Origin of the sequence: Bacillus sp. GMs2/2, assembly GCF_050172095.1 — a bacterium.
GTDB classification, from domain to species: domain Bacteria; phylum Bacillota; class Bacilli; order Bacillales; family Bacillaceae_G; genus Bacillus_A; species Bacillus_A cereus.
On record NZ_JBNLYE010000167.1, the window covers coordinates 1 to 8,875 of the forward strand.

Below are 8,875 nucleotides of genomic sequence, written 5' to 3' on the forward strand. Positions count from 1 at the left end.
TTTTTAAAAATGTATGAAGACGATCAAGATTTATTAGAAGATGTATTAATTGAAAATAAACAGGCTATTGAAATGGCGGAAATATATAGTCACATTTTAAGTGGAATGATGAATACTTTTAGCTCCGTTATATCAAATAATTTAAATAGTGTTATGAAACTGTTAACGTCAATTACGATCATTTTATCTTTACCGACGATGGTTTCTAGTTTCTTTGGAATGAACGTAAAGGTTCCGTTTGAAGGGGAAGCCCACGGTTTTGTAATTGTACTCATCATATGTGTAACACTATCTTTCACGTTAGCTTTTGTTTTTTGGAAGAAACGTTACTTTTAACGATAAGAAAGCTGCTCTAGCATAGTTATACAACTACGCTAGAGCAGCTTTTTTGCTATGAAATCTCAAATTTTGAATAGAATATAACTTGTACAATGTAATGTATATAAAGGGTATGTATTCCATATAAGCCTTGTTCAATTAATGAAATGGGGTTAAAATTACATATTGTTAATGAAAAGTTGGAGGAAATACATCATGGAATTGTTTCAATTACCGAAAGCATTCCTGCAAATGAATACAATTTTTATCTCCATATTGATCGAAGCACTTCCTTTTGTGCTCATTGGTGTATTTATTTCAGGATTCATTCAAATGTTCGTGACAGAAGATATGGTGGCAAAATGGATGCCGAAGAACCGATTTCTGTCTGTTTTATTAGCTACTTTTTTAGGCATGTTGTTTCCGGGCTGTGAATGTGGAATTGTTCCGATTGTAAGACGATTAATTGGAAAAGGCGTTCCACCATACGCAGGGATTGCATTTATGTTAACTGGACCTATTATTAATCCAGTTGTATTATTTGCTACTTATGTTGCCTTTGGGAGTAGTATGCACATGGTATGGTATCGTTCTATTGTAGCGATTATCGTAGCCATTATCGTTGGAATTATATTATCCTTTATGTTTAAAGAACATCAATTAAGAGATGATCACTTCCCAGAAGTGAATAATAAGCGTCCACTGCGTAAAAAAATGTGGGATGTATGTACACACGCTGTTGAGGAATTCTTCTCAATGGGAAAATATTTAGTACTAGGTGCGTTAATTGCAGCAGCGGTACAAACGTTTGTACAAACTTCAACACTTCTTGCTATTGGACAAGGTCCGTTTTCTTCATCAGCTGTTATGATGGGACTTGCTTATATATTATCACTTTGTTCAGAGGCAGATGCATTTATCGCTTCTTCGTTCCAAAGTACGTTTTCAACAGCTTCACTTGTCGCGTTCCTCGTTTACGGACCGATGGTGGATATTAAAAATATGTTTATGATGCTTGCGACATTTAAAACGAAATTTGTAATTGTTGTTATAGTTACAGTTACTCTTGTTGTTTATGCAAGCTCACTACTCATTTATGCGATGGGGTGGTAGGTTATGTTTCGAGCATATATATTATTAGGTTTTACAATATTAATTGCGCAGCTTCATATTTCTGGTAACATTACGAAGTATATCAATATGAAGTATGCCTATTTATCAACAACAGCAGCAATTATTTTAGGTTTCTTAACGATTATACAAATTATCGTCGTTTTCCAAAAAGAGCACCAAAAGGAAAAAGAGAAAAATGATTGCAGTTGCGACCATAGCCATTGCGGGCATGATCATTCAAAAGATGAGAATACATGGTGGAAAAAAGCATTTTCGTACTCATTGTTCTGTTTTCCAATTATCTCAGGGTTATTTTTCCCAATTGCGACGTTAGATTCGGATATTGTTAAAGCGAAGGGCTTTCACTTTCCTGTTGCACAAGCAGAAAGTAAGGATCCATTTATGACAAGACAATTTCTAAGACCTGATACGAGCATTTATTACGGGAAAGAAGGATACCGCGGTGTAATGGAAAAAGGGAAGAAAGAGTTTGTTACGAAAGACAATATTAATTTGAAAGATGAAGACTTCCTAAAGGGTATGGAAACAATTTATAATTATCCTGGCGAGTTTACTGGGAAAAAATTATCTTTTAAAGGGTTTGTTTTTAGAGATGATTCTTCTAAAAAAGAACAATACTTCTTATTCCGTTTCGGTATTATACATTGCGTAGCAGATTCTGGTGTGTATGGTATGTTAGTGAAAAAACCAGAAGGCGTAGAGTGGAATAATGATGACTGGATTCAAGTAGAAGGAGAGATAACTACTGAGTTTTATCAGCCGTTTCATGCGAATATTCCTGTATTAGAAGTAACAAAATGGAATAAAGTTGAACAGCCGAAAGAACAATATGTATTTAGAGGAGCCGATTGATAAAATCGGTTCTTTTTTGTGGACTAAAAGTTCTGAATGTTGTTAATATTAAACGTGTAGTTCATTTAGTATAGTGATTATTGAAATATTAGGGATAGATCATTAAAGGGGTGATAACAATGACAGAAGTAAAGGGGAAAACAGCCAATGAGTCAAGGGTGTTCAAAACGAGCCGAGTCTTCCCAACAGATTTAAATGATCATAACACGCTATTTGGTGGGAAGATATTAGCGGAGATGGATATGGTTGCTTCTATTTCAGCATCCAGACATTCAAGAAAGGAATGTGTCACAGCATCTATGGACTGGGTCGATTTCTTACATCCTGTTCGTTCTTCAGATTGTGTTAGTTATGAATCTTTCGTAATTTGGACGGGAAGAACTTCGATGGAAGTGTTTGTGAAGGTAGTGGCTGAAGATTTAATTTCAGGTGAGAAGCGTATAGCGGCAACGTCATTCGTTACTTTTGTGGCACTTAGTAAGGAAAATAATCCAGTTCCAGTACCGCGTGTTATCCCTGAAACCGAAGAAGAGAAAGAATTACATCGTATTGCTGTGTTACGTGCAGAACAGCGTCATATACGTAAGGCAGAGAGTAAGAAAGTAGCCACATTGTTAACCTTTTGAGATGAATATTTAGCCATTTAAGTTACTATAGCAGTCAGAAATGGTTTTAAAATGAAAAGCGGACACCTAAAAATAGGTGTCCGCTTTTATAGTTTTTTCATCCACATATCATATGGCAGTAGCTACTTAGCAGAAGCAAGCAGCACCGACGATGATTAAGAGGATAAATAATACGACTAATAGCGCAAATCCATTACCATGTGCGAAGCCCATTGTTATTTCCTCCTTTTATTTTAAGATACAACATACAATATGCAAATGAGCTATTGTTTGATATGGACATATATCATGCAATGACATATTTTCTTGAATGATAATGTAATAAAAAAGGGAAGATATAGAAATAACAGTAAGTGGAGAAAGGAATTTATCCATGAAGCACTTTTTCGCTATAATCCTTTGTTTAATAGGTGTATTCATTTGGATGAACATCGATGTAGAAATGGGGAAGGAAATGGCTAGTGAATATGAATTAGGACAAGTTCGATTAGGTGAATTTCAACTATATACGAACGGTGAAGAGTTATATAGAAAATTATTTGAGGATATAAACGATGCAGAAAAATATATATATATCCATTTTTATATTGTAGGAAAAGATGAAATAAGCCAAGAATTTTTACAGTTATTAGAGAAAAAAGCATCTAGCGGAGTAGAAGTGAAATTGTCAGTCGATCGGATAGGTGGATATAAGCTGAAGAAAAAGGTAATTAGCCGATTAAAGGAAAACGGTGTGAAGTTTACATTTAGTAAAAAACCGAAACTGAAAAATGTGTTCTATTCTTTGCATCAACGAAATCATAGACGTATTGTTACGATAGATGGAAAGGTATCATACGTCGGTGGCTTTAATATCGGAAAGGAGTACCTTGGACAAGATCCAAAGTTTGGGCCATGGCGTGATTATCACGTGCGTATCCATGGTGAGGGTGCAGCGGATATGGAAAGAAAGTTCGCCGAAGATTGGAAAGAAGATACAGGAGAAAAAATGCCTATACATGAAAGTATACCTACATTAGGGAATATAAAATATCAATATTTATTTTCAAATGGAAAAGGCTTATGGGAAAAGTATGGGGCACTTTTAAAAAAAGCTAAAAAGTCTTTAATTATAGCTACACCATATTTTGTACCAAGTAAAGAAATGGTGAAAGAGTTAAAAGCTGCATTAAATCGTGGTGTTAATGTGAAAATTCTCGTGCCATTTAAAAGTGATGCCATATTGTTAAAACAAGCTGCCTATCCATATTTGAAAGATATGTTACATGCTGGAGCGGAGATTTATCAATATCGAAATGGATTTTTTCATGGGAAAGTAACAATCATAGATGGAGAAATTGTTGATATTGGGACAGCGAATTTTGATAATAGAAGTTTTTATTTAAATTGCGAGTCTAACTGTATCATATATGATAAAACAGTTGTTGATGAAGTATGGAGTCGATTACAGGTAGACTTTCATAAATCAAAACAATTTTCTGAAGAAGATTTTGAGGAAATTAGTAGATGGGATTGGTTTTTAGCAAGAATAGCGAATGTTTTAGCATCATATTTATAGTATATGGACAAAAGAGAAGGGAGGCGCTTTAATGGACTGTATGAAAGAATTAATGAGATATAGTTATATGCTAATATACAAGGTTGGAGAGTATGCTGGAAAGGTCAGAGACGAAGAATTAAAAAATCTATTACAGCACCATTTACCATATATGTTACAAGCATATAATGAACAAGTAAATTTTCAAGAAGGAGAGAATGTGCAACATATAACCTGTGAAACAACGGAGTTTGATTTGCATGAAATGGAAAAGGAAACAGTTAGTAAATATACAGGGGATATTCATATTGCAACCAGTTATATTGCGCACTTGAAACGATTAGCTTTAAAGTTTGCTCAAGTTGCAGTGGAAGTTGCTAATCCAGAGTTTCGCTCATTTTTGGAAAATTGTTTCCTGAAAATGAACCGTTACGCTTATAGTGTGTGGCAATATGTTATGAAGAAGGAATATAAGATTACACATCTATATGAAAATGAAAAGTTTGCATGAGAAACTAAGGCGAAATGGTATGCGCCTTAGTTTTTTTACGTCCATTGAGAGAAAAAACTAGTTTTATTGTGTATCGATTGGAAATGAAATATATAAATTAAAATTAGGATTTGTTATCAGAAGATTTACAAAAATTTACCGTATATTTACTGTTTTTCAATCTCTCCTTTAAAAATAGAGAGTAATATGAGGTTGTACATATTCTATCACAAGGAGGAAACGCAAATGAATAAATGGGTTAAATCATTAACTGCTATGGCACTTGCAAGTTCTTTATTAATGGTAGGTTGTAGTAAAGGTGAGGACAAGAAGAAAGAAGACGACACAACAACACAACAAGAGGATAAAAAGGATAAAGAAACAAGCGGAACCGAGAAGTCTACTGATTCTAAAGAAAAGAAATAAAGTAATAAAAAAGCTTCCTCTCATATATGAGGAAGCTTTTTTGTTGTAAATTGACTGAGACTATTGAAAAATAGAAAGAGAATGAAAGAGGGGGAAAACAAATGAAAGTATGTATATTGGGAGCAACAGGACGAGTAGGTTCAAACATAATTAATTTAGCATTAAAGGATTCAGCTGAAGTGACTGCATTAGCGCGTGATTTAAATAGAATAGAAATACAACATGAAAGGCTACGAGTGATAGAAGGTAATGTATTGAACGAAAATGATATAAAGAAAGTGATAGAAGGAAGCGATATAGTAATTAGTGCACTTGGAACGGATCAAAATGGAACATTAGGGAAGAGTATGCCACAAATCATTAAGCAAATGGAAGAAGAAGGGGTTCGTAGAATCATAACAATAGGAACAGCTGGTATTTTACAAGCAAGAACAAATCTAAATTTATATCGTTTTCAATCAACGGAATCAAAAAGGAAAACGACAACGGCAGCGGAAGATCATTTGGCTGCATATAAAGTACTAAGTAATAGTAATAATTTATGTTGGACAGTTGTTTGTCCGACACATTTAATAGATGGTGAGGCGACAGAGGTATATCGAACTGAAAAAGATATATTGCCAGAGGGTGGATCAAAAATTACAGTGGGTGATACAGCACACTTTGCATGGGATCTATGTAAGAAAAACATATATGAAAATAGTCGAGTAGGTATTGCATATTAAAAAAACCATCCCGAAGTCGGGATGGTTAAAAGATGATATAACACAAGAAGATGATAATCATAATGATTTGGAGAATTGCTTTCGCTACTGTACTGCTTAAAAAACCAACTACAGTAGCGACTCCAACTAGAAAGGCATCTTTTGGCGCTTTTTTATGCACTAGTTCTGTTATAAATACTGATAAGAACGGTATGATAATAAGTCCGAATGGCGGGAAGAAGAAAGATCCGACAATGATAGAAATCATTCCGACACGTTCGCCCCATTTAGAACTACCGTATTTTTTTAAGAAATATCCATTTGCAATAAAATCAGCAACGAAAATGAAAAGAGTGAAAATGACTTGAATAATCCAAAAAGAAGTTGTTAATTCGCCTCCATTTATACCGAAATGGTAAATCAAATATCCAGCCCAGACAGCTAGTATGCCAGGGATAATTGGATAAATGAAGGCGAGAAATGAAACAATGAAACAGGCAATGATACAAATTGTTAATAAAACAGTCACTTTATAGCTCCTTTTTAATATCTAGTTTATGTACAGCAACTTTTTTGACTTGATGTCCATCAAGTTCTAATACTTTAAATTGAAAACCAGCATATTCAATGGAGTAGCCAGCTTCAATATTTAAGTCAACTGCTTGAGAAAGAAGCCATCCTCCGATTGTATCTAAATCACTATCATCAATATGTAGGCCAAACATATCATTTACTTCAGAAATAAGCACCTTTCCATCTAAAACAGTAAGCTTAGGTGTACGCTTTTCAATCATAGGTGATTCATCCGCATCGAATTCATCTTGAATTTCTCCAATGATTTCTTCAAGAATATCTTCCATCGTTAAAAGTCCAGCAGTACCACCATATTCATCCATAACGATTGCCATCTGAACGCGATTTTTTTGAAGGTGGACTAATGTTTTACGAATTGGAACTGTTTCAAATACAGTTAGAACAGGATGTATATAAGATTCAAGTGGTTTATAAATACCTTTCGTTTGATCATGGAATACTTCTTTCGTATTGATCATCCCAATGATATCATCTTTATCTTTTTCGATAATTGGATAGCGTGTATATTTTTCAGTAGCGACGATATCCATATTTTCTTCTAACGTATTTTCAGTAGATAAGCAAATCATTTCGGTACGAGGAACCATAATTTCTTTTGCAACTCGATCATCAAATTCAAAAATGTTATTTACATATTTATATTCGGTTTGGTTTATTTCACCGCTTTTAAAACTTTCACCTAAAATGAGTCGCAATTCCTCTTCAGAATGAGCAAGTTCACTTTCTTTCGCAGGTTCTAATCCGAGTAATTTTGTGAAAAATATAGCTGTACTATTGAGTAGCCAAATGAATGGGTACATAATTTTATCAAATAAAATAAGCGGTCTTGCAAATTTGAGTGTGATTGCTTCTGCTTTTTGAATTGCGAAAGACTTTGGAACTAATTCACCTAATACAACGTGGAAAAAGGTAATAACACTAAAGGCAATAACAAAAGATAAAGTGTTAGCCATTGTTCCAGTAATATTAATTTTTTCAAAGAGCGGTCGTAGTATATGCTCCACAGTTGGTTCACCAAGCCAACCAAGCCCTAAAGAAGTGATTGTAATTCCGAGCTGACAAGCTGATAAATAAACATCTAAATTAGATAGGACGCTTCTTGCAGCTAAAGCTTGTTTATTACCTTCATTTGCAAGTTGGTCAATTCGACTTTTTCGTACTTTTACAACAGCGAATTCTGATGCAACGAAAAAGCCAGAAATAAGAATAAGTACAAAGATGAGAAAAATATTTAATATGTCCAAGCGTGTTCTCCATTCCAAGGTTTGGAATAAAGATGTCACCTCCTGCAATTATGTTATACTTTTATAATAAATCCAAATGAAAAGAATAGTCAAAGGAAAAGGGTAAATATTGGTATGTTTCTGTAATAGTTTTTGAATTTGCTGTTATTTTGTCCGCTATACAAAAGGAATAACCCCCTACTTTTAGATTATAGAGGGTTATTTTAAATTAAGGTTTTGGAACACTTCTCGTTAAAGTGTATGACTGTTGCTTGGAGTAGTTTGTGGTCCATAGTGTTTGAAGGAAAGAAAGTATGCTATATGGGATATAGAGTAGTAATAAGCCGATTGTAACAATTATGGGTGAATTTCCGCCAAATTGAACGATAAATTGTAACAGTCCATTTGCATGAAAAACGCATTCCATAAAAACGAATGAAAGAATAATGGAACCTAAAATTGATTTATGATTCGAAGTAAGCGCCAAAAACAATGTATCCACAAGAAAAGAATCATGTTTTAGTTCATATTCATTTGTGTTTTTTAAGAAAGGAATCCATTTTTTTACTGCTTGCATAACGATAATCATGGAAGTACTACATACGATGATAAATGATGAGTAGTAAGGAAGGTTTATAAATTGTGCGATGTATAGAAGTAGTAATAAGACTGAACATTGTAATACTACAGTGCAAAAAGAGTAAGGTATCCATTTCAATACAGTAGTAAACTTTTTAAACGAGTTAGGTACTTTGAAAAATAAATGGCCGATACCCAAACTTATGAAAAATCCGATCGCAAGGGTAAAAGTAAAACGAACAATCGATATAAAATATATTTCCCATATGTAAGGGAATAATGGTGTTGAATGATTAGAAGTATGTATCATTTGGTTTGCTGAGAAAAAGATAGATTCATGCATCCAATCAACCTTTGGAATTGATATAGAAGAAAGCTGTGCGAAGTTTTGA

At 33.9% G+C, this 8,875-nt stretch carries 12 protein-coding genes; 8 read left to right on the forward strand and 4 right to left on the reverse strand.

Features of this window, described 5'->3' with window-relative positions:
- The 4 genes from ACQGS6_RS18375 to ACQGS6_RS18390 form a co-directional block, all read left to right on the forward strand.
- On the forward strand, positions 1 to 336 hold a 336-nt coding region (locus tag ACQGS6_RS18375), incomplete at its 5' end, for a magnesium transporter CorA family protein (protein ID WP_426965401.1).
- A 198-nt stretch (positions 337 to 534) separates the two neighbouring features.
- Positions 535 to 1,431, forward strand: coding sequence for a permease (locus tag ACQGS6_RS18380; RefSeq protein WP_000418716.1), 897 nt, complete (start codon positions 535 to 537; stop codon positions 1,429 to 1,431).
- A gap of 3 nt (positions 1,432 to 1,434) precedes the next feature.
- Positions 1,435 to 2,304, forward strand: a complete 870-nt coding sequence (locus ACQGS6_RS18385; RefSeq protein ID WP_000488043.1) for a TIGR03943 family putative permease subunit — start codon at positions 1,435 to 1,437, stop codon at positions 2,302 to 2,304.
- A gap of 119 nt (positions 2,305 to 2,423) precedes the next feature.
- Positions 2,424 to 2,930 (forward strand): acyl-CoA thioesterase, encoded by a 507-nt coding sequence (locus ACQGS6_RS18390; protein WP_000141164.1) that lies wholly within the window; start codon positions 2,424 to 2,426, stop codon positions 2,928 to 2,930.
- Positions 2,931 to 3,056: 126 nt separating this feature from the next.
- Here ACQGS6_RS18390 and ACQGS6_RS18395 read toward each other — a convergent pair whose 3' ends face one another.
- Positions 3,057 to 3,143 (reverse strand): YjcZ family sporulation protein, encoded by an 87-nt coding sequence (locus ACQGS6_RS18395; protein ID WP_000505094.1) that lies wholly within the window; start codon positions 3,141 to 3,143, stop codon positions 3,057 to 3,059.
- Between the two features lie 160 nt (positions 3,144 to 3,303).
- Between ACQGS6_RS18395 and cls the strand changes: the two genes are divergently transcribed.
- The 4 genes from cls to ACQGS6_RS18415 all read left to right on the forward strand — a co-directional run bounded on the left by cls (position 3,304) and on the right by ACQGS6_RS18415 (position 6,108).
- Positions 3,304 to 4,488: a cardiolipin synthase gene (gene cls / locus ACQGS6_RS18400; protein WP_009326844.1), complete on the forward strand. Its 1,185-nt coding sequence runs from the start codon at positions 3,304 to 3,306 to the stop codon at positions 4,486 to 4,488.
- Between the two features lie 31 nt (positions 4,489 to 4,519).
- Entirely contained in the window at positions 4,520 to 4,978 is a 459-nt protein-coding gene (locus tag ACQGS6_RS18405; protein ID WP_000340542.1) for a spore coat protein, read from the forward strand.
- Between the two features lie 225 nt (positions 4,979 to 5,203).
- Positions 5,204 to 5,383: a hypothetical protein gene (locus ACQGS6_RS18410; RefSeq protein ID WP_001045960.1), complete on the forward strand. Its 180-nt coding sequence runs from the start codon at positions 5,204 to 5,206 to the stop codon at positions 5,381 to 5,383.
- 101 nt (positions 5,384 to 5,484) lie between these two features.
- On the forward strand, positions 5,485 to 6,108 hold the full coding sequence (locus tag ACQGS6_RS18415) for an NAD(P)-dependent oxidoreductase (RefSeq protein ID WP_000861653.1): 624 nt from the start codon (positions 5,485 to 5,487) through the stop codon (positions 6,106 to 6,108).
- Positions 6,109 to 6,133: 25 nt separating this feature from the next.
- On the opposite strand, the gene ACQGS6_RS18420 is transcribed toward ACQGS6_RS18415, so the two are convergent.
- The 3 genes from ACQGS6_RS18420 to ACQGS6_RS18430 form a co-directional block, all read right to left on the reverse strand.
- On the reverse strand, positions 6,134 to 6,616 hold the full coding sequence (locus ACQGS6_RS18420; protein ID WP_000217334.1) for a DUF456 domain-containing protein: 483 nt from the start codon (positions 6,614 to 6,616) through the stop codon (positions 6,134 to 6,136).
- Between the two features lies 1 nt (position 6,617).
- Positions 6,618 to 7,925, reverse strand: a complete 1,308-nt coding sequence (locus tag ACQGS6_RS18425; protein ID WP_000353738.1) for a hemolysin family protein — start codon at positions 7,923 to 7,925, stop codon at positions 6,618 to 6,620.
- Positions 7,926 to 8,133: 208 nt separating this feature from the next.
- The coding region (locus ACQGS6_RS18430) for a hypothetical protein (RefSeq protein ID WP_426965402.1) at positions 8,134 to 8,875 on the reverse strand (742 nt) is incomplete at its 5' end.

Bases quoted from the DNA above. Each gene is read 5' to 3' on its own strand.
- ACQGS6_RS18410 (WP_001045960.1), top strand. From the start codon at position 5,204: ATGAATAAATGGGTTAAATCATTAACTGCTATGGCACTTGCAAGTTCT.
- ACQGS6_RS18415 (WP_000861653.1), top strand. From the start codon at position 5,485: ATGAAAGTATGTATATTGGGAGCAACAGGACGAGTAGGTTCAAACATA.
- ACQGS6_RS18390 (WP_000141164.1), top strand. From the start codon at position 2,424: ATGACAGAAGTAAAGGGGAAAACAGCCAATGAGTCAAGGGTGTTCAAA.
- cls (WP_009326844.1), top strand. From the start codon at position 3,304: ATGAAGCACTTTTTCGCTATAATCCTTTGTTTAATAGGTGTATTCATT.
- ACQGS6_RS18380 (WP_000418716.1), top strand. From the start codon at position 535: ATGGAATTGTTTCAATTACCGAAAGCATTCCTGCAAATGAATACAATT.
- ACQGS6_RS18385 (WP_000488043.1), top strand. From the start codon at position 1,435: ATGTTTCGAGCATATATATTATTAGGTTTTACAATATTAATTGCGCAG.
- ACQGS6_RS18395 (WP_000505094.1), bottom strand. From the start codon at position 3,143: ATGGGCTTCGCACATGGTAATGGATTTGCGCTATTAGTCGTATTATTT.
- ACQGS6_RS18405 (WP_000340542.1), top strand. From the start codon at position 4,520: ATGGACTGTATGAAAGAATTAATGAGATATAGTTATATGCTAATATAC.